The sequence below is a fragment of the Mycobacterium sp. Marseille-P9652 genome, assembly GCF_902652685.1.
GTDB lineage: Bacteria > Actinomycetota > Actinomycetes > Mycobacteriales > Mycobacteriaceae > Mycobacterium.
This window is the reverse complement of record NZ_CACRUY010000004.1, coordinates 16,574-34,905: the sequence shown is the minus strand read 5'-3', so window position 1 is coordinate 34,905 and position 18,332 is coordinate 16,574. Positions and strand designations below refer to the sequence as shown.

Below are 18,332 nucleotides of genomic sequence, written 5' to 3'. Positions count from 1 at the left end.
AGCCTCGATGCCCGCGACCGACCGCCACACCAGGTCATTTAAGCTGGCACGTCGTGAGCTCTGTCCCCCCGGAAGCCGACCCGAGCCTTCCCGAGCAGTTCCGGATCCGGCGGGACAAGCGCGCTCGCCTGCTCGCCGAGGGCCGCGATCCCTACCCCGTGGCCATCGAGCGCACCCACACCCTCGCCGAGGTCCGCGCCGCCCACCAGGACCTGCCCGCCGACACCGCGACCGACGACGTCGTCGGCGTGGCGGGCCGCGTGATCTTCGCGCGCAACTCCGGAAAGCTGTGCTTCGCCACCCTGCAGGAGGGCGACGGCGCGAGCCTGCAGGTCATGATCAGCCTCGACAAGGTCGGTCGCGAGTCGCTCGACGCGTGGAAAGCCGACGTCGACCTGGGCGACATCGTCTATGTGCACGGCACCGTGATCAGTTCCCGGCGCGGGGAGTTGTCGGTTCTGGCGGATTCCTGGCGGATGGCCGCCAAGTCGCTGCGGCCCCTGCCCGTCGCGCACAAGGAGATGAACGAAGAGGCCCGGGTGCGGCAGCGGTACGTCGACCTGATCGTCCGCCCGCAGGCCCGCACGGTGGCCCGGCAGCGAATCGCCGTTATCCGCGCGATCCGCAACGCGCTGGAGCGTCGCGGGTTTCTGGAAGTGGAAACGCCGATGTTGCAGACGCTGGCCGGTGGGGCGGCGGCCCGTCCGTTCATCACGCATTCCAATGCGCTCGACATCGATCTCTACCTACGGATCGCGCCGGAACTGTTCCTCAAGCGATGCGTGGTGGGTGGTTTCGACAAGGTTTTCGAGCTAAATCGGGTGTTCCGAAACGAGGGCGCCGATTCCACCCATTCCCCCGAATTTTCCATGCTCGAGACCTACCAGAGCTACGGCACCTATGACGATTCGGCCGTCATGACGCGCGAGCTTATTCAAGAGGTGGCCGATGAGGCGATCGGAACCAGACAACTGCCCCTGCCCGACGGCAGCGTGTACGACATAGACGGAGAATGGGCGTCCATAGAAATGTATCCGTCGCTGTCGGCGGCGCTGGGGGAGGAGATCACGCCCGAGACGACGGTCGAGCGGCTGTGGGCGATAGCCGACCGCCTCGGGGTGGAAATCCCGACGGATCGTGGGTATGGCCACGGCAAGCTCGTCGAAGAACTGTGGGAGCACACCGTCGGCAACGGCCTCAGCGCGCCGACGTTCGTCAAGGATTTCCCTGTGGAGACAACGCCTTTGACACGCCAGCACCGGAGCATTCCCGGAGTGACCGAAAAGTGGGACCTGTACCTGCGCGGCGTCGAGCTGGCCACCGGCTACTCCGAGCTGAACGATCCGGTCGTGCAGCGTGAGCGCTTCGCCGCCCAGGCCCGCGCCGCGGCCGCCGGCGACGACGAGGCGATGGTGCTCGACGAAGACTTTCTGTCGGCTCTCGAGTATGGGATGCCGCCGTGCACGGGAACCGGAATGGGTATCGATCGGTTGTTGATGACTTTGACCGGTCTGTCAATTCGAGAGACTGTTTTGTTCCCGATTGTTCGACCACAGGCGTAGTCGAAACGCGAACTGTGCGACATCGCTACGGATTGAGTATGCTTCCTACTTATGGCAGATTGGTAGCCGGGGAGGTTCGCCCAAACTGCTAAGTAACTGCTCAGGACGAAACGCGAGGGTAAGCAAATGGCGAAAAAAGTCACCGTCACCTTGGTCGATGATTTCGACGGTAACGGCTCAGCCGACGAGACGGTGGAATTCGGGCTTGACGGGGTGACCTACGAGATTGATCTTTCGTCCAAGAATGCGGCGAAACTGCGCAATGACTTGAAGCAATGGGTGGCGGCCGGCCGTCGCGTCGGCGGCAGGCGGCGCGGGCGCTCCGGCACCGGACGCGGCCGCGGCGCGATCGACCGCGAGCAGAGCGCGGCGATCCGGGAATGGGCTCGTCGCAACGGGCACAACGTCTCGACTCGCGGACGCATCCCGGCCGACGTCATCGACGCGTTCCACGCGGCCACCTGACGAAGCGTTGACCGGCGCCCGGGCCAGCAGGCCCGGGCGCTGTGTTTCTTACCTTTCGCTCCCGGCGAAAAGATCCCCGGGATCCGGGGAAACGAATTTGTGGGATGCCTCGTTTCTTCAGTTACGGCGCCGCTTTGACGGGAAGTCTCAGTGGAGTCGGGGGAAACGCCGGTGCGTCTCGCTGGAGCGAGGAACCGCAAGGTTAGGAACCCTGGCAGGCCGACCATTACAGTGGATGGCAGGTACGCAAGTCCGGTCCCACCGGCCGGAATTTGAGGTTGTACCGATGGTGAGGGAGAGCAGGTAACCCACGATGTTCGAAAGATTTACCGACCGTGCCCGCAGGGTCGTCGTCCTGGCGCAGGAAGAGGCCCGGATGCTCAACCACAACTACATCGGCACCGAGCACATCCTGTTGGGTCTGATCCACGAGGGTGAGGGCGTCGCGGCGAAGTCGCTGGAGTCGCTGGGGATCTCGCTCGAGGGCGTTCGCAGCCAGGTCGAGGAGATCATCGGCCAGGGCCAGCAGGCCCCGTCGGGACACATTCCGTTCACCCCGCGCGCCAAGAAGGTCTTGGAGCTGAGCCTGCGCGAGGCGCTGCAGCTCGGCCACAACTACATCGGCACCGAGCACATCCTGCTCGGCCTCATCCGGGAGGGTGAGGGCGTCGCCGCCCAGGTTCTGGTGAAGCTGGGCGCCGAGCTGACCCGGGTGCGCCAGCAGGTGATCCAGCTGCTGAGCGGCTACCAGGGCAAGGAGGCCGCGGAGGCCGGCACCGGCGGACGCGGCGGCGAATCGGGCAGCCCGTCGACGTCGCTCGTGCTGGACCAGTTCGGCCGCAACCTGACGGCCGCCGCCATGGAGGGCAAGCTGGACCCGGTCATCGGCCGCGAGAAGGAAATCGAGCGGGTGATGCAGGTTCTCTCCCGGCGCACCAAGAACAACCCGGTGCTGATCGGCGAGCCCGGCGTCGGCAAGACCGCCGTCGTCGAGGGCCTGGCGCAGGCCATCGTCCACGGCCAGGTCCCCGAGACGCTGAAGGACAAGCAGCTCTACACGCTCGACCTCGGCTCGCTGGTCGCGGGCAGCCGCTACCGCGGTGACTTCGAGGAGCGCCTGAAGAAGGTGCTCAAGGAGATCAACACCCGCGGCGACATCATCCTGTTCATCGACGAGCTGCACACGCTGGTCGGTGCCGGTGCCGCCGAGGGCGCGATCGACGCGGCCAGCATCCTCAAGCCGAAGCTGGCCCGGGGCGAGCTGCAGACCATTGGCGCCACCACTCTCGACGAGTACCGCAAGTACATCGAGAAGGACGCCGCCCTGGAGCGCCGCTTCCAGCCGGTGCAGGTGGGCGAGCCGACCGTCGAGCACACCATCGAGATCCTCAAGGGCCTGCGCGACCGCTACGAGGCCCACCACCGGGTGTCGATCACGGACTCGGCGATGGTGGCCGCCGCCACCCTGGCCGACCGGTACATCAACGACCGGTTCCTGCCCGACAAGGCGATCGATCTGATCGACGAGGCGGGAGCCCGCATGCGGATCCGCCGGATGACCGCGCCGCCAGACCTGCGCGAGTTCGACGAGAAAATCGCCGAGGCGCGCCGGGAGAAGGAATCGGCGATCGACGCCCAGGACTTCGAGAAGGCGGCCAGCCTCCGCGATCGGGAGAAGCAACTGGTGGCCCAGCGGTCCGAGCGCGAAAAGCAGTGGCGCTCGGGCGACCTCGACGTGGTCGCCGAGGTCGACGACGAGCAGATCGCCGAGGTGTTGGGCAACTGGACCGGAATCCCGGTGTTCAAGCTCACCGAGGCCGAGACGACCCGCCTGCTGCGCATGGAGGACGAGCTGCACAAGCGGATCATCGGCCAGGAGGACGCCGTCAAGGCGGTCTCGAAGGCGATCCGTCGCACCCGCGCCGGCCTGAAGGACCCCAAGCGCCCGTCGGGTTCGTTCATCTTCGCCGGCCCGTCCGGTGTCGGTAAGACCGAACTGTCCAAGGCGCTGGCCAACTTCCTGTTCGGCGACGACGACGCGCTCATCCAGATCGACATGGGCGAGTTCCACGACCGCTTCACCGCGTCGCGGCTGTTCGGTGCCCCTCCGGGATACGTCGGCTACGAGGAGGGCGGCCAGCTCACCGAGAAGGTGCGCCGCAAGCCGTTCTCGGTGGTGTTGTTCGACGAGATCGAGAAGGCCCACCAGGAGATCTACAACAGCCTGTTGCAGGTCCTCGAGGACGGTCGGCTCACCGACGGTCAGGGCCGCACGGTCGACTTCAAGAACACCGTGCTGATCTTCACGTCCAACCTGGGCACTTCCGACATCTCCAAGCCGGTCGGCCTGGGCTTCACCCAGGGTGGCGGCGAGAACAATTACGAGCGGATGAAGCAGAAGGTCAACGACGAGCTGAAGAAGCACTTCCGCCCGGAGTTCCTCAACCGCATCGACGACATCATCGTCTTCCACCAGCTGACCAGGGACGAGATCATCAAGATGGTCGACCTCATGATCAGCCGGGTCGCGAACCAGCTCAAGACCAAGGACATGGCCCTGGAGCTGACCGACAAGGCGAAGTCGTTGCTGGCCAAGCGCGGGTTCGACCCCGTGCTGGGTGCCCGCCCGCTGCGGCGCACCATTCAGCGCGAGATCGAGGACCAGCTGTCCGAGAAGATCCTCTTCGAGGAGGTCGGTCCCGGCCAGATCGTCACGGTCGACGTCGACAACTGGGACGGCGAGGGCGCCGGCGAGGACGCGGTGTTCACCTTCACCGGGACCCGCAAGCCGGCCGAGCCGGATCTGGCGAAGGCCGGAGCGCACGAGGCTCCGTAGGTAGCAGCTCCCGGAAACGGGCGGTTAATCTCTGACGGGATTAACCGCCCGTTTCGTCGATCTAGGGAGTTATCACCGTGCTGATCGTGACCACCAATGACCTTCCCGGCTGGGAGATCCGGCGCGTGTGCGGCGAGGTGTTCGGGCTGACCGTCCGCTCCCGCAACGCGTTCTCCCAAATGGGCGCCGGCTTCAAGGCCATGTTCGGCGGTGAACTGCAGGGCATGACGAAGAACCTGGCCGAGAGCCGCAACGAGGCCATGGGTCGGCTGATCGCCGAGGCGCGCAATCGCGGCGGCAACGCGATCGTCGCCATGCGCTTCGACACCACCGAGATCGGCGACGTGTGGACGGAGATCTGCGCCTACGGCACGGCGGTCGAGGCGGTGCCGGTCACCGAGGCCGCGAAGTACACGGCCACCCAGTTGGGCTACGGCGGCCAGCCTTCCCAGCAGCATTGACGCGGGCTCCTCGTACCCCCAGTCAACCTTGAGTGTGAAGGAGATGTGATGGGCGAGCAAACCTTTCGAGTGCAGATGCAGTCCAGCGCATCGCCTGACGTGCTATTCGCGATCTTGGAGGACGTCCCGGGATGGACAGGATGGGCGCCCATGGTTACCAGCGCCACCTATACGACCCAGGGCAGCACCCGGCCCGGTGATGCCGGGACGGTCAGGCGAATCACCGGAGCTGGCATCCTCAAGATCGATGAGAAAATCCTCGAAGTAAGGCCGCCGCACTATCAGCGCTATTCGCTCACCCGAGGTTTGCCTGTCTCGGATTACGTAGGTGAGGTGCATCTGACCCCGCTGGGCGCGGGCACGGCCCTGCTGTGGACCGGCCGGTTCACCGCATCGACGCCGGGACTCGGCCCACTGTTGCGGATCGGACTCCATCGGGCCATCGTCGGAATGGCTGCATCGCTGGTCGAGAAGGCCGAGCGCGCGGCCCGAATAGAAGCCACGCCAGGTGATTCGTCACCGCGCTGAGGGCGGCGGCTACCCCTCGGCCGCCCAGGGCATAGACTGACCGTTGTCATCGACGGTCAACGGAATCCGGTGTAACTCCGGAACGGTCGCGCCACTGTGAAAGTCAGACCCGACGCCCGTCATCCCAGCAGGGGACGCGACAATCCCCAGAAGGAGCAGGCCGTGCCCGATCGTTCGAAGACTTCCCGCATCGTCCCCGTAGACCTCTCGGCTGCCGGCGCGATTATGTGGTTGACGGCCACGGCCTTCCTGGCATTGCTGGCGCTGTATTTCGTGGGATTCGATCAAGGCGCGGTCCCGCACGAGTTCGTGCACGACGCGCGGCACCTGCTCGGCTTCCCCTGCCACTGACGTCATGGAGAAACGCCTGATCGGGCGCGGTCTCCTGGCGGGCGCGATCGGCGCGGTGCTCGCGTTTGCGTTCGCCCGCGTGTTCGCCGAACCCGTCATCGGCCGTGCGGTCGCCTACGAGGACGGCCGGCTCGACGCCGAGAACGCGCGTGGGGTCCACGAGCATGGGGCCGAGCTGTTCAGCCGCGGGGTCCAGGCCAACGCCGGGCTGGGATTCGGCGTGCTGGTGTTCGGCGTGGCGATGGGTGCGCTATTCGCCGTGCTGTTCCGCATCGTCTTCGCGCGTGTGAGAAATCTTGCTCTCCAACGGCTTTCGCTGATGTTGGCGGCGGCAGCCTTCGGCGCGGTCTACCTCGTGCCGTTCGTGAAGTATCCGCCGAATCCGCCCGCGGTGGGCCAGGCCGACACCATCGACGCGCGCACCGGCTGGTACCTGACGATGGTGCTGGCGTCGGTGGCCGCCGCGGTGGCGGCGGCGTGGCTGGCGCGCCGGCTCGCCGCCCGACTGGGCTCGTGGAACGCGGGGCTGGCCGCGGCGGGCGCGTATCTGGCGGCGGTCGCCGCGGTGATGGTGTTGCTGCCGGACGTCGACGAGACGCCGGGACCGCTGCGCGACGGGACGGGTGGGATCGCCTATCCCGGGTTTCCCGCGGACGTGCTCTACGAATTCCGGTTGCTCGCCTTGGGCGCGCAACTGGTGCTGTGGACGACCATCGGTGTGGTCTTCGCGACCCTTTCCCGGCGGACGCTGGAGGAACGAGTACGGGCGTGAGCGAGGTCGTCCGGCTGACGCTGGTGTCGCACGCGATGACCGACGCGATGGCGGCCGGGCGCTTTCCCCTCGACGAGCCGCTCACCGACGTCGGCCGGCGTCAGGTCGAATCGCTTGCGGGCCAACAAGACTGCCGTCATCTCACCGCTCCCGAACGGCGCGCCCGGGAAACCGCGGAGCGTCTGGGTCTGCGACCGGTCGTCGAGCCCGCGCTGGCGGACCTCGATTGCGACGGGTGGCGCGGTCGCCCGCTGGCGACAATCGATGTGCGACACCTCGAGACGTGGCTGGCCGAACCGGAGTGTGCGCCCCACGGGGGTGAGTCGATCGCCGACCTGGCCAAGCGAGTGTCGGCGTGGCTGGGGTCATTGAGCCGGTCCACGGTGGCGGTGACGCACCCCGCGGTGATCCGGGCAGCGATCCTCCATGCCCTGGACGCGCCGTCGAAGTCGTTCTGGCGCATCGACGTTGCGCCCGCGAGCCATACCGTCCTGCACCTCCGCGACGGCCGTTGGACGTTGCGCGTTTAGACGTCCCCGGCACAGCTAGTGCATCGTCAACGCGTCTCACGCTTACTGATCGAGGAACGGGGGACGCGCAGTCCGTCGACGATTACTTCCAGCAGCCGCAGCCGCTGATCTGCCGATCGGTCGGGTTGCTCCCCCAGCCATGCGATGGCCGCCGCTAGGTCCAGCACATCGCGGATGTCGACGTCGTCACGCACCAACCCCTCGTCGATCGCGCGCCTGACCAATCCTGCCCCGGCCTCCCGGGCCAGGTGGCAGGCGCCGCTAGCCCCGGCCGCGGGCGGCGGGTAGGCCAGCGTGCGAGCCAAGCCGTCGAAGGTACTGCCCTGATCGATGTAGGCGCGCAGCCAGCGCCGCAACGCATCCAGAGCGTCAGGTTCGCCAAGCAGGGTGGTTCCAAGCCGGTGCAGGTCCGCGAGCCCCTCGTCGATGACTGCAAGGACCAGGTCGTCGCGTGTGGGGAAGTGCCGGTACAACGTGCCCGGTCCGACGTTCGCCGCGCGCGCTACATCGTCGAGCGAGGCGGTGACACCGTAATTGCCGAACGCCTCACGAGCGGCGTCGAGCAGTTGCGCACGGTTGCGGGCGGCATCCGCGCGTAACGGCCGCGTTTTTGCCAACGACACCTCCCGTAGACAACCGGAGACCATCTCCGTATAGTTCCGGAGACAGTCTCCGAATAATAGCTAGGGGCGCGATGCCGTTCAAAGGCGGTCTTACGAATTCACTTCGCGGCGCAGTCCTCGTCGGGTTCCTGGGTGCGGCCGCACGCTATGCCGCGAGATCGGTGGTCGCGCGGATCGAGAACAACCCCGACCCCTATCCTCGCGAGCGCCTCGCGACCGAACAGTCCGGCGAGGAACACTTCATCGCTAGACCGGACGGGACCGTGCTTCGCGCCGTCACCGCCGGCGCGGGCCCCTCGATCGTCTTCGCGCACGGCTACGGCGGCACGCTCGGCGAGTGGAACATCGTCTGGGACCGGCTTCTCGCGCGAGGCCACCGCCTCATCGCCTTCGATCAACGAGGACACGGCCGCTCCACGCTCGGTTCGGTGGGTGCGGGGTCCGCGCCCATGGCGGAGGACTACGCGGCGGTCCTGCGGCACTTCGGCGTTGAGGACGGCGTGCTCGTCGGCCACTCCATGGGCGGTTTCGTCGCGGTCCGCGCGGTGCTCGACCACTCCGAAGTCTCCGGCCGGCTGCGAGGGCTCGTGCTGTTCGCGACATGGGCGGGCCGGATCCACGACGGCGCGCCGCAGAACAGGCTGCAGATCCCGCTGATGAAGTCAGGGCTCATGGGTTGGCTGGTGCGAACGCGGGTCGGCGGCGTGCTGTTCGGGGCCGCCCAAAGCGGCGCAACCCCTTCTCCCGCAATGATTTCGGTGTTCATCGAGATCTTCGACAAGCACATTCGCGAGCACGGGCCCCTGACGCCGATCCTGCGTGCGTTCGGGCGCGAGGACCGCTACCCGCGCCTGGGCGAGATCTCGATCCCGACGGTCGTCATGATCGGTTCGGCCGACCGCAGCACCCCGCCGACTCATTCGCAACGCCTCGCCGCCGGGATACCGGGTGCACGGCTGGTCACGGTGCCCGACGCCGGCCATCTGCTGAACTGGGAGGGCGCCGACGCGCTCGTCGACGTGGTGGAATCGCTATCCCCCGGATCGCGGGCTGATCCGGCGTCGACCTGACACGCGGGACGGTCAGCGCGGCTCGATCAGCGCGAACGCCTGCTTGGCGACCTGCAGCATCCAACCGGTCACCGTTGGCCCGTGGTCGCGGGGCCAGTTGAGCTGGAAGCTGACCACCCACGGCTGGTGCGTCTTGTCCACGGCGTACCAGCTGAACGTCAGATCCCCGGGCAGCCCACCGGCTTTCGCGCCAATGTAGGGCCACACGTTGCGGTCCAATTGAATGCCCGACACCGCGGACAGGATCTGCCGGACCGGTGCGGCGGCGCCCACCGCGTCGGCCTGCAGCGCCGTATGCACCCGGCAGATGTCCTCGGCGTTTCCGTACCACTCCGCCCCGTACGACGACGCCGGCGTGTGCGCACGCGTGGGGTCGGGGTGGTAGGGCGTCGAATTCGCCTGTGCCAGAAGCTGAGCCCGAACCTGCGGCGAGCCGTTCTTCCACTGGTCGCGCACATCCGGTTGACCCCAGCCGACGGAGAAGAGCTCGTACATGGTGGGGAAAGGGGTCATGCTGGCCGGGTCGTGGTGCCCCGCCGTGACGAGGGCCTCCTCGATGGCGTGCGTGCCCATCCGTTCGATCAGCAGGTCGGTCGCCATGTTGTCACTGGTGGCGATCATCTTCTCGGCGGCCGTACGCACCGAAACGTGCGCTCCCACAGGCAGTTCCAGGCCCGACGAGCCGACCGCCTTGCCCTTCTCGGTAACCGTCAGCTGATCGTCCCACGACACGGCCCCGGTCTTGACCGCGTTGGCGAGGGCATGCAACACGTACAACTTGAAAATCGAAGCCAGCGGCAGGGATTCGCTCGTGTTGGTGCCGGCCACCCGGTCGCAGCGGCCCTGGTCGACCTTGGCCACCTGGTAGGAGTACCGGGCACCGGTCTTGCTCAGCAGCGCGTCGATGTCCTGCCACGACGACACCTTCGGCGGCTGCGTCTCCAGGTCGAACCGGTCGACCCGCCCCTCGTCGTCGGTATGCAGGCGGATGTCCTGGCGGGCGCCGTAGGAAGAGATCAGGTGCAGCGTCGCCACGCTGGCCCAGATGTCCACGCCCGCGAGGGTGAACGGACGGTCCCACCACAGCTTCTCCATGGTGGCCTCGACCGGCTCGACCTTGTCGGGAGCGGCGAGGGTGCCGACCCCGACCGGGCCGATCGGCCAGTCGGAGTTCAGCATGTCCATCGTCTGCTGCGCCCGGAGCCCGGGAGGGGTCCGCGTGTCTATGCCCCGGCCCGGGTTCGCCGCCTTCGCCTCCAGTGACGGATCGGGGGTGCACCCGGGCGTGAGGGCCGCGACCAGGGCGGCGGCGCACAACGCCACCGCATGGCGCCGAGCGGACCGCCCGCTAACCTGCCTCATCTTTACCGGCAACGTCCATCACGACCTCGAACTCGAGCAGGGTCGCACCCGTCGCGACCGGATTGGCCCGCTCACCGGCGTGCGCCTGGATGGCGGGGCCTTTGGCCCACGCCTGAAAGGCCTCTTCCGACTCCCACTGAGTCACCACGAAGTAGCGGTTCTCCCCCTTGACGGGGCGCAACAGCTGGAACCCGAGGAAACCGGGCTGGTTGTCGACCGCGTGCGCCCGGTGTGCGAATCGCTTCTCCAGCTCCGGGCCGGCGTCGGCGGGCACTTCGATGGCATTGATCTTCACCACTGGTGGCATCTGGCTAGGCTACCGCGTCGCGCCTCTTCCATCGGCGGCCGGACCGCGCAAGATGGTGATGTGGCCACCGATCTATTGACCTGCCGCGGCGGGCGCGGCGAGCCGTTGGTGCTGGTGCACGGCCTGATGGGCCGGGGTAGCACGTGGTCGCGCCAGATCCCGTGGCTGGCGGAGCTGGGCACCGTGTACACCTACGACGCCCCCTGGCACCGGGGCCGCGACGTCGACGATCCCCACCCGATCAGCACCGAGCGGTTCGTCGCCGACCTGGCCGACGCGGTGAGCGCGCTCGGCACGCCCGCGAGGCTCGTCGGGCACTCGATGGGCGCCCTGCACTCGTGGTACCTGGCGGCGGAGCGTCCGGACCTGGTTTCTGCGCTCGTGGTCGAGGACATGGCACCGAACTTCGTGGGACGCACGACCGGCCCCTGGGAGCAGTGGCTGCACGCCCTGCCCGTCGAGTTCGGCTCGGCCGAGCAGGTATTCAGTGAGTTCGGGCCCGTGGCCGGGCAGTATTTCCTGGACGCCTTCGACCGCACGGCCACGGGCTGGCGGCTGCACGGCCACACCGCGCGCTGGATTGAGATCGCCGCCGAGTGGGGTACCAGGGAGTACTGGGACCAGTGGCGGGCGGTGCGCGCGCCGGTGCTGCTGATCGAGGCGGGCAACTCGGTGACGCCCTCAGGGCAGATGCGATCGATGGCCGAAAGGGACAGCCCGACAACCTATCTGCGCGTCCCCGAGGCGGGACACCTGATCCACGACGAGGCGCCGCTGGCCTACCGCGGGGCGGTCGAGTCCCTGCTAACCCCGCTGGCCAATTAACGAAGGCCCTTACGCGAATTTCGATGTAGTACGATGTCGCCGTGGACGGTGCTCGAAAGGGGAGGGCGGCAGCGCGGCCCGCTGTCGAGCCGCCCGAGCGCACCTGGACGTTCCTCACCAATCACGCTCACGTGCTGCTGTGCGTGTCGACCGGCGAGTCGTTGACGGCCCGGGAACTGGCGTTGCGGATCGGCATCACGGAGCGTTCCGTGCAGGCGATCCTGACCGACCTGACCGACGAGGGTTACCTCATCAAGTCGAAGGTCGGCCGGCGCAACGTCTACGAGCTCAACCCGAAGGGCAAGCTGCGCCACCCGCTCGAGTCCAGCCACACGGTCGGGGAGCTCGTCGCGGCGCTGTCCTGATCGGCACCTCGTTCACGGGTTGCATTCCGGGCAGAACCGAGCCTCGGCGCAGACACCCTCCCGGGCGACGATGGCGCGTTGGTCGCACGCCGGACAGCCGTGGACGTCCGCTGCCGTGAGGGTGGTGGGGCTGCCACACACCCGGCATGGCAGGCCGTCGCGCACCGCGACCTTGCCGTAGCCCGGGCACCCGCACTTCGGACAGGGTGTCGCCAGCCGGCGCGCCAGCCGCCGGGCCAACGCGGCGAGCACGTCGCGGCGGCTGGGGTTGTGATGTGCCCGCAGGTCCGGTTCGACCCAGGCCCGGCGGTCCGACGCCGCGGCCAGCGCCGTGCCGGCGGCGTCGACGAGCGTGCCGGAGTCGGTGATGCCTTTGCCGAACACCCGCACGCCGCCGTCGACACTCGCCTTGACCACCGCTCCCTGGCGCGGGAATCCGAACTCCCGCGCCGCGCCGACGGCGTCGTCGGCCGAGTTCACCCGCTGAGGAGGGCCGGGCCCGCCGGGCGTGTTGATGCCCTCGACCACCCGTATGCCGCGGGTGTCGTCGATGAACACCAGGATCTCCGCGTGCATCGGCAGCATGCCGAGCCAGGCGTCATAGCTCGCCTCGCTGGCCAGGCCGTACGGCACTCCGGACGTGCGCATGGCCAGGCGGGCTTTGGCGGTGGCCGCCGCCAGCGGCGTCAACGTCCTGCTCACCTCCGAAGTGAACGTGCCGAACTGGTCGGTGTCGATGCCGGGCGGCGCCACGACGCGCGCGCCCAGCTCGTCGTCGAAAGGAGGCGCCACTTGGCGCTCCTTGCCGTGCATGGTGCCCATCGCGAACACCGCGCCGGCATAGCCGTCGGCGTTGCGACCATGCGCCCCAGACGATTTCCGGAGCCCGCCTACACGCATTCCAGCAATGCCGACCGGCTTTCGGGAACGTCACCGAACGTCGCGCGCGCACGCAGCCGGCCGTCCTTGCCGTCGGTGACGGCGCACACGATCGCGGTCCGCCCGGTGTCGACGGCCTTGGCGATCACCGGCGACTTGTGCAGCAGCGAGGCGCCCGTGTGCACCACGTGGGCGGCGGACAGCTCGTCGGCGTCGGTGACGTGCGCGTCGAGCCGGGTGAGCGATGACATCGCCTGCTCGATCACCGCCCGCGAAGCGCCGTCGGGGAACTCGGCGTTGGTCCAGGCCGTGAGCGCTGTCTGCATCGCCGCGCAGTCGGCGTGGCCGAGCACGACGACGAGCGGCGTCATCAGCGTGCCCACCGCATACTCCGCGGTCGCCAGCACGCCCGTGTCGATGACGTGGCCCCAGGTGCTGATGTCGATGAGCGACTCGCGGCCCTGGCCGAACACCACCTCGCTGGCCACGTCGGAGTCCGCGCAGCGGAACACGACCGCGACGGGGCTCCGGCTCTCGGCCGTCTTCCGGAACCGCGGGGAATGGACTGCGGTGCAGAACCTTTCGTTGCCGGCTTGCAGGCGCTGCCAGGCGGATAGGGGGTTGGACATGGTGGTTTCCTTTCCTGTTGGGATTCAGCTGAAGTACTCGGGTCGGCTCACGTAGGTGTCGGTGACGAACATGACCCCGGGCGAGCCGTCGAGCAGGCGGCGCAGTCCGGCGATCAACGCCTCGGACTTGTCGTCCGGGACAACGGTGATGAGCATTTCGAGCGCCGCCTGTTGGTTGAACAGCAGCCGGCCTTGGTGGTAGCCGTGATGGCCGAGTCCCGAGACGCCGGAGACGCTGGTGAATCCCGTTGCGCCGGCGCCGCGGAACTGGTCTTTGACCGCGGGAACGTCCTCCCCCGCTACGACGACCTCGATCTTGGTCATCTTGGTCAGGCCGTTTGTTGACATGGGGTCGCCTCCTGGTCGGTGGTGTTCGGGTCGGTCGCGGCGGCGGCATCCCAGCGCCGCCAGCCGCATCGGGTCCAGCGTTGCCAGTCCTGATGGGCGTTCTCCCGGGCTGCCAGGCAGACCCAGTCGTTGCCGAACAGGTGCTGCAGGATCGGATTTCGTTCGATCACCGAGTCGATGCTTTGCAGCGGCGCCTGCACGACGGTCAGCAGCCGCATGGGTTCGTGTCCGAAGGACAGGCCGTCGGTGATCGACTGGCGCGGCAGGCCCAGTTGCAGGTCACCACCGTGTCCGGACAGCACACCGACTCCGCCGACGACGTTGTGGATGGTCTTGGTGCCCGCCCCGAACATCACCGGCGCCACCGTCGAGAAGTAGTACTGGCAGTTGATCCACTGGGCCACCACCATGGGCGCGGTCAGGATGGTTTCGAGCGCGGTGCCGTCCGGGTCGATGTCGGCGTCGTAGGAGTGCAGGAAGGCCCGCCGACGCAGGTCGATGCCCCGGGTGAGCTCTCGAGGCGCGACGATGAACGCCGCGTTGTTGGCCAGCCCCCACTCGGGGAAGACCTGCGCCCAGTCGAGGGATCGGGCGGTGACGTGCCGTGCCGCCCGCGCGGGGCGGGGGTCGGTGACGCCGCCCGGCAGTTCGCGACAGCGTTCGGCGGACAGCGCGGCGCCGGCGACGCCAAGGTCTTTGACGAGGCGCTGGACGTCCGCCCGGTGGCTTTCCGGGACCAGATGCGGGTCGAGGACGGTGACCGTGTCGGTCGCCGTGTCGTGCTGAGCCGCGATGAACCGGGTGTCGTCCGGAATGGTGATCCCCGCGTCGTCCCGCAGTGCGGCGCGGACCTCGGCGTCGTTCAGGATCGCGGCCGCCGTGCGGGCATTGGGGCCGCCCGCTTGCCCGCCGCAGGCGCCGCACTCCAACGCCGCCTGATACGGGTTGTTCTCGGTCATGCTGCCGTGCCCGCACAGGACGACGACGCGCGCGAATCCGTCCGTGAGCCCCATGGTGGTCAGTGCCACCTGCGCGTAGAGGGCGCGCTGGTTCAGCGCGACGGTGTCGTTGACCGAGAGCACCGTGGGGGCGGGCGGCGCCAGGCGGTCGCGCAGGCGCCGCCGCAGCGCGCCGGTGACCAGCGGGCTCAGCGTCTTGGCGGCAGCCCACGGGCCGGCGGCCCAGCCCGCCGCCTCGGCCAGGGCGAACGGCGCAACCAGAGACTGCTTGGCGGCGTGGAAGGCGGCGTCGGCGCCGCCCATGATCGCGCCGCCCTCGCGAACGCGCCGCGCGGCGTCGCCCGCGCCCGGTGCGGGACCTTCGATGACCTCGTGCTCCGGGCTGATCAGCACCGGGCACAGATCGTTCGGCGCTCCCCCGAGCAGGCCGGTGAATCGGATCGCGACGGCGAAGAACCCGGCGAAGCCCAGGGTTTCGTGGTCGCCGAGGGCTTCGAAGTGGCGGCGCAGCCCCTCCGACCGGGTGTCGATGCAGCACACCAGCTGGACGGCCGGCCGTTTGTGGCCCGGGTGAGCCCCGGGGCCGGTCAGCGAGCGCAGCAGCGCGTCGCGGTAGTGCCCCTCGAAGGCCTGCTGCCACACCATCGGCCGGGCGCTGACCGGCAACGCCGACAGCACGCGTGCCGCCGCGCCCAGATCGTCGTCGGTGACGTGCTCGACACCCAGCTCCTGGGCCAGCGCGGCGGCTCGTTCGCGGGCGGAGGGCACGACCTCCGGGGTGGTCGGCGGCGGCGCGGGCCTTTGTTTCCGCGAGGTGTGGGACAGCAGGACCGCTTCGTAGGTCAGGCGCATTGCGAGGTAGTCGAGCAGCGTCACGCCCCCCCCGCGGCCGGCGGACCATCGGATGTGTGCCGCCCAACCCGGGAGCCGGGTCAAATGCGCTTGCAGGTAGGGGATTCGCTCGTCGTCCGCCACTTCGAGCTGTCGCAGAGCGCGCAGGGCGGCGTCATCGGCACGATGGGGAACCTCGCGCAGTGCGGCCCGCGCCCGTCGGCTCAGCTTGTGGTCGCCCGGGGCCAGCCGCCGCCAGGCATGGTAGAAGCCCCTGTCGCGATCGGGCATGGGCCAGGCCGCCGCGGGGGAGCCGAAGTAGGCCGCACACCACTTGGCGGCCTGCGCGTCGATCTGGTCCGCGACCGGCGGCGCCGTTCGTTCACTGCGAAAGGTGTTGCGGCGCGATGGCTTCGGCGCGGTGCTGCCGTGCAGCAGATCGGCGCGCAGCAGTGCGCCCGGTGTCAGCACATGGGTACCGAGCCGGATGGACTTGCCGTCCACTAGGGCGGGATAGCGCATGCGAAGCGCCGACTCGAGGTCGGCGTCGGTTATCCGTCCGGCGCGGTACAGCTCGCGATAGGTCACCTCGTCGAGCACGCCGGCGCCGCCATAGAGGTCACCGGCACGCCGGACCGCCTGCTCGAACGGCAGGGATTCCAGTCCGGACAAGGGGTTCACCGCGATGAAGGTTTCGAGTGGGTAGTGCGTCGGCAGCACCCGGGCGGCGAGGGCCACCTCGCTGCGCAACTGTGCGCGGTGGGTGTCGGTAGTGAGTTGGTCGGCCACGATGGTCACCGGTGCGCTCCTGTCAGGTGGCGGGTCGACGTGTGGGTGGTGGTGGGAACCTGCGGCCGTGAAGTTGAAACATGACCGGAGGTAACGGCTTTGGCGTAGATCGCCCGCTGGATGTCGCCGGTCCTGCCGTCCGGCGGCGCCTGACGCAGCATGGCCAGCGCGCCGAGGATGACGGCCAGGGCGACGATGCCGGCCGACGATGCGGAGGGCACGGTGACCGGCGGCAGGTCCGGACCGAGCAATCCCGTGACGGCGCCGACGAATGCCACGTACGCGACCGCGGCGACCAGCAGCGCCGACGCGCCGGCCAGGGCCGCGCGGACTCCCGGGCTGCGCGCCAGCCAGGCGGTCAGCGCCGCCGCGGCGGTCGCCCAGGCGAAGACGAGCAGCGCCTCCGCCGAGCCATGTTCGCCCGCAGGCACTTTCACGATTCGCGCGGCAGTGTAGAGCGCCGCGGCGGGCAGGAGGGTCGCGGCTGCCGCGATCGCCGCCCACCGGGCGGGGGTCGGCGCCTTCGCGGCGGGCCGCGCTTCTTTCTGCCGGCGTTTGGCGATGGCCGACCCGGAGGAGAGAAACAGCGTGGCCTTGTAGAAGCCGTGACCCACCAGGTGGAAGACGGCGGCCGCGGACAGGCCGAGCCCGCAGGTCATGATCATGAAACCCATCTGGGCCACCGTCGAGTAGACCAGCGAGCCCTTGATGTCGGTTTTGGTGAGCATCACGACGGCCCCGTAGACCACGCTCAGCGCGCCGGCGGCGAACGCCAGCACCATTGCGCCGGCCGATCCGCTCACCAGGGGGCTCAACCGCACCAGTAGTACGCCGCCGGCGTTGACCACTCCGGCGTGCAGGAGCGCCGAGACCGGGGTCGGTGCGGCCAGGGTGGCCGGCAGCCAGCGATGGAAGGGAATCTGCGCCGAGCGCGACAAGGCCGCGACGACGACCAATGCCGCGGCCACCATCAGCGTCGGGGAAGAGTGCTCGAATCGCTTGGCGCTCAGCGTGATCAGGTTGACGTTGCCCGATTGCGCGGTGACAAGGCCGACCGCCACCCACAGGCAGAGATCACCCAGGGCGAACGCCGTCGCCGTCCGCCGCACACCCTCGCGGGCCGCGGGCAGGTCCCAATAGGTCGCCAGGAGCATGCACAGCGCGGTACCGGCCGTCGTCCAGCAGAGCGCCAACCCGATGAGGGTCGCCGAGGTCATCAGGCCGCCGGACGCGGCCGTGAGAATCCCGGTGCCCGCGGTGAACCAGATCGCCCGATCGTCACCCGCCAGGTAGCGCAGAGCGAAGACCTGCGCGACGGTGCTGACCCCGAACACCAGCACGAGCAGCAGTGCGCTGAGCCGGTTGGCCGTCACCCCGGCCATCAAGGTGCCCCCCGGGCTCAGGGTCGCGGACACGGAACCTTGGGCGGTCACGTAGAACGCCAAGACGCAACCACCGACGAATCCCGCCCCGGCGGCCGAGGCGCCCAGACGACCAACGAGACGGTGGTGTTTCGAGCCTGCACACAGCGCACCGAGCGCGGCCAACAGCGGCAATGTGACAACCGCCAGGAGGAGAGTGCTCACCGGTGATCACCACCGGTCGCCAGGTGGACAGATCCATCGGTCATGCGATACACAATACGCGAAGAAAAATACGTATGTCAAGCTTCGCGAAAAACGAATCGCAATCACGCACCTTGCGGTGCCCGACGGAGTCCGGTGGACGCCCCACCCCGGTGTGTGCTCGAAGTCATAGAACGGCCGGCCCGACAGGCATTGCCGCAGTTCTCGGCGTCGAAAGGCGGCACAGGACCACTCCTACGGGCCACGGGAGGGGC

General features: G+C 68.4%; 19 protein-coding genes. 11 read left to right on the top strand and 8 right to left on the bottom strand.

All coding sequences use genetic code 11. The annotated features are described in order from the left end of the window. The first annotated feature begins 53 nt into the window (after positions 1-53). The 8 genes from lysS to GPY60_RS03945 all read left to right on the top strand — a co-directional run bounded on the left by lysS (position 54) and on the right by GPY60_RS03945 (position 7,505). A complete protein-coding gene (lysS, locus tag GPY60_RS03980) occupies positions 54-1,562 on the top strand; it encodes a lysine--tRNA ligase (protein WP_156686339.1) in 1,509 nt (502 codons plus the stop codon). A 126-nt stretch (positions 1,563-1,688) separates the two neighbouring features. Then, the gene (lsr2, locus tag GPY60_RS03975; protein WP_156686338.1) at positions 1,689-2,027 is read left to right on the top strand and encodes a histone-like nucleoid-structuring protein Lsr2; all 339 of its coding nucleotides are present in this window, start codon (positions 1,689-1,691) and stop codon (positions 2,025-2,027) included. A gap of 313 nt (positions 2,028-2,340) precedes the next feature. Beyond that, complete coding sequence (gene clpC1 / locus GPY60_RS03970) at positions 2,341-4,863, top strand: ATP-dependent protease ATP-binding subunit ClpC (protein ID WP_156686337.1); 2,523 nt, start codon at positions 2,341-2,343, stop codon at positions 4,861-4,863. A gap of 77 nt (positions 4,864-4,940) precedes the next feature. Further along, a complete protein-coding gene (locus GPY60_RS03965) occupies positions 4,941-5,324 on the top strand; it encodes a YbjQ family protein (RefSeq protein WP_156686336.1) in 384 nt (127 codons plus the stop codon). 48 nt (positions 5,325-5,372) lie between these two features. Then, positions 5,373-5,852: an SRPBCC family protein gene (locus GPY60_RS03960; RefSeq protein WP_156686335.1), complete on the top strand. Its 480-nt coding sequence runs from the start codon at positions 5,373-5,375 to the stop codon at positions 5,850-5,852. 162 nt (positions 5,853-6,014) lie between these two features. After that, positions 6,015-6,203 carry a CbtB domain-containing protein gene (locus GPY60_RS03955; protein WP_231639309.1) on the top strand — a complete coding sequence of 63 codons (189 nt, stop codon included), beginning with the start codon at positions 6,015-6,017 and terminating at the stop codon, positions 6,201-6,203. A gap of 4 nt (positions 6,204-6,207) precedes the next feature. Next, a complete protein-coding gene (locus tag GPY60_RS03950; RefSeq protein ID WP_156686334.1) occupies positions 6,208-6,975 on the top strand; it encodes a CbtA family protein in 768 nt (255 codons plus the stop codon). Continuing rightward, positions 6,972-7,505, top strand: coding sequence for a histidine phosphatase family protein (locus GPY60_RS03945; protein ID WP_156686333.1), 534 nt, complete (start codon positions 6,972-6,974; stop codon positions 7,503-7,505). Before GPY60_RS03950 ends, GPY60_RS03945 begins: the two co-directional genes overlap by 4 nt. Before the next feature lie 26 nt (positions 7,506-7,531). Here the strand turns inward: GPY60_RS03945 and GPY60_RS03940 are convergent, their stop codons facing one another. Continuing rightward, complete coding sequence (locus tag GPY60_RS03940) at positions 7,532-8,128, bottom strand: TetR/AcrR family transcriptional regulator (RefSeq protein WP_231639307.1); 597 nt, start codon at positions 8,126-8,128, stop codon at positions 7,532-7,534. A 161-nt stretch (positions 8,129-8,289) separates the two neighbouring features. Here GPY60_RS03940 and GPY60_RS03935 point away from each other — a divergent pair, with 161 nt between their 5' ends. Continuing rightward, positions 8,290-9,198 carry an alpha/beta fold hydrolase gene (locus tag GPY60_RS03935; RefSeq protein ID WP_231639305.1) on the top strand — a complete coding sequence of 303 codons (909 nt, stop codon included), beginning with the start codon at positions 8,290-8,292 and terminating at the stop codon, positions 9,196-9,198. Between the two features lie 12 nt (positions 9,199-9,210). On the opposite strand, the gene GPY60_RS03930 is transcribed toward GPY60_RS03935, so the two are convergent. Both GPY60_RS03930 and mhuD read right to left on the bottom strand, forming a co-directional pair. After that, the gene (locus GPY60_RS03930; protein WP_156686330.1) at positions 9,211-10,560 is read right to left on the bottom strand and encodes a serine hydrolase; all 1,350 of its coding nucleotides are present in this window, start codon (positions 10,558-10,560) and stop codon (positions 9,211-9,213) included. Next, positions 10,547-10,867, bottom strand: a complete 321-nt coding sequence (mhuD, locus tag GPY60_RS03925) for a mycobilin-forming heme oxygenase MhuD (RefSeq protein ID WP_156686329.1) — start codon at positions 10,865-10,867, stop codon at positions 10,547-10,549. Before mhuD ends, GPY60_RS03930 begins: the two co-directional genes overlap by 14 nt. A gap of 60 nt (positions 10,868-10,927) precedes the next feature. On the opposite strand from mhuD, the gene GPY60_RS03920 reads away from it, so the two are divergent. Both GPY60_RS03920 and GPY60_RS03915 read left to right on the top strand, forming a co-directional pair. Next, on the top strand, positions 10,928-11,692 hold the full coding sequence (locus tag GPY60_RS03920) for an alpha/beta fold hydrolase (RefSeq protein ID WP_156686328.1): 765 nt from the start codon (positions 10,928-10,930) through the stop codon (positions 11,690-11,692). Between the two features lie 41 nt (positions 11,693-11,733). After that, positions 11,734-12,057 carry a helix-turn-helix transcriptional regulator gene (locus tag GPY60_RS03915; RefSeq protein WP_156686327.1) on the top strand — a complete coding sequence of 108 codons (324 nt, stop codon included), beginning with the start codon at positions 11,734-11,736 and terminating at the stop codon, positions 12,055-12,057. Between the two features lie 12 nt (positions 12,058-12,069). On the opposite strand, the gene GPY60_RS03910 is transcribed toward GPY60_RS03915, so the two are convergent. The 5 genes from GPY60_RS03910 to GPY60_RS03890 all read right to left on the bottom strand — a co-directional run bounded on the left by GPY60_RS03910 (position 12,070) and on the right by GPY60_RS03890 (position 18,078). Then, complete coding sequence (locus GPY60_RS03910) at positions 12,070-12,849, bottom strand: DUF6671 family protein (protein WP_156686326.1); 780 nt, start codon at positions 12,847-12,849, stop codon at positions 12,070-12,072. A gap of 98 nt (positions 12,850-12,947) precedes the next feature. Further along, positions 12,948-13,565, bottom strand: coding sequence for a carbonic anhydrase (locus GPY60_RS03905; RefSeq protein WP_156686325.1), 618 nt, complete (start codon positions 13,563-13,565; stop codon positions 12,948-12,950). 24 nt (positions 13,566-13,589) lie between these two features. Next, positions 13,590-13,913 (bottom strand): P-II family nitrogen regulator, encoded by a 324-nt coding sequence (locus GPY60_RS03900; RefSeq protein WP_156686324.1) that lies wholly within the window; start codon positions 13,911-13,913, stop codon positions 13,590-13,592. Next, a complete protein-coding gene (locus tag GPY60_RS03895) occupies positions 13,895-16,501 on the bottom strand; it encodes a DUF2309 domain-containing protein (RefSeq protein ID WP_156686323.1) in 2,607 nt (868 codons plus the stop codon). The genes GPY60_RS03900 and GPY60_RS03895 overlap by 19 nt, the downstream gene beginning before the upstream one ends. Continuing rightward, on the bottom strand, positions 16,498-18,078 hold the full coding sequence (locus GPY60_RS03890) for a proton-conducting transporter transmembrane domain-containing protein (protein ID WP_156686322.1): 1,581 nt from the start codon (positions 18,076-18,078) through the stop codon (positions 16,498-16,500). The genes GPY60_RS03895 and GPY60_RS03890 overlap by 4 nt, the downstream gene beginning before the upstream one ends. Positions 18,079-18,332 lie beyond the last annotated feature (254 nt).

Excerpts from the sequence above, each read along its gene's own strand:
- lsr2 (WP_156686338.1), top strand. The coding sequence starts at position 1,689 with ATGGCGAAAAAAGTCACCGTCACCTTGGTCGATGATTTCGACGGTAAC.
- clpC1 (WP_156686337.1), top strand. The coding sequence starts at position 2,341 with ATGTTCGAAAGATTTACCGACCGTGCCCGCAGGGTCGTCGTCCTGGCG.
- GPY60_RS03960 (WP_156686335.1), top strand. The coding sequence starts at position 5,373 with ATGGGCGAGCAAACCTTTCGAGTGCAGATGCAGTCCAGCGCATCGCCT.
- GPY60_RS03950 (WP_156686334.1), top strand. The coding sequence starts at position 6,208 with ATGGAGAAACGCCTGATCGGGCGCGGTCTCCTGGCGGGCGCGATCGGC.
- GPY60_RS03930 (WP_156686330.1), bottom strand. The coding sequence starts at position 10,560 with ATGAGGCAGGTTAGCGGGCGGTCCGCTCGGCGCCATGCGGTGGCGTTG.
- mhuD (WP_156686329.1), bottom strand. The coding sequence starts at position 10,867 with ATGCCACCAGTGGTGAAGATCAATGCCATCGAAGTGCCCGCCGACGCC.
- GPY60_RS03905 (WP_156686325.1), bottom strand. The coding sequence starts at position 13,565 with ATGTCCAACCCCCTATCCGCCTGGCAGCGCCTGCAAGCCGGCAACGAA.
- GPY60_RS03900 (WP_156686324.1), bottom strand. The coding sequence starts at position 13,913 with ATGTCAACAAACGGCCTGACCAAGATGACCAAGATCGAGGTCGTCGTA.